The 338-nt window shown below is 71.3% G+C and carries 1 protein-coding gene; it reads right to left on the bottom strand.

The genetic code is table 11. From position 1 onward, the window contains the following. Positions 1–338, bottom strand: a 338-nt coding sequence (locus B4M60_RS12890) for a sugar phosphate nucleotidyltransferase (protein WP_291084663.1), incomplete at both ends; no start/stop codon positions are given.

Here is a 338-nt window from a genome sequence, read left to right as displayed (position 1 = left end):
GAGTTGTCGGTGCCCAGCTCGCCCAGCTTGTCCCGCAGGACGCGGGCGTCGAAGGCGTAGATGCCGGAGTTGACCTCGTCGATCGCCCTCTCGTCCTCCGAGGCGTCCTTGTGCTCGACGATCCTGAGCACCTCGCCGTCGTCGTTCCTCACGATCCGGCCGTACCCCGTGGGGTCGGGTGCCGTGGAGGTGAGGACGGTGACCGCCGCGCGCGGGCGCATGCCGTGGCGGCTGACCACCTCGCGCAGGGTGTCCGCGTCGAGGAGCGGGATGTCCGAGGTGGTGACCAGCACGGTGCCGGAGAAGTCGGCGGGGATCGCGGCCATGCCCGCGGCCAC

This window comes from Dietzia sp. UBA5065 (assembly GCA_002415925.1).
Lineage (GTDB): Bacteria > Actinomycetota > Actinomycetes > Mycobacteriales > Mycobacteriaceae > Dietzia.
This window is presented reverse-complemented; position numbering and strand designations above follow the sequence as displayed.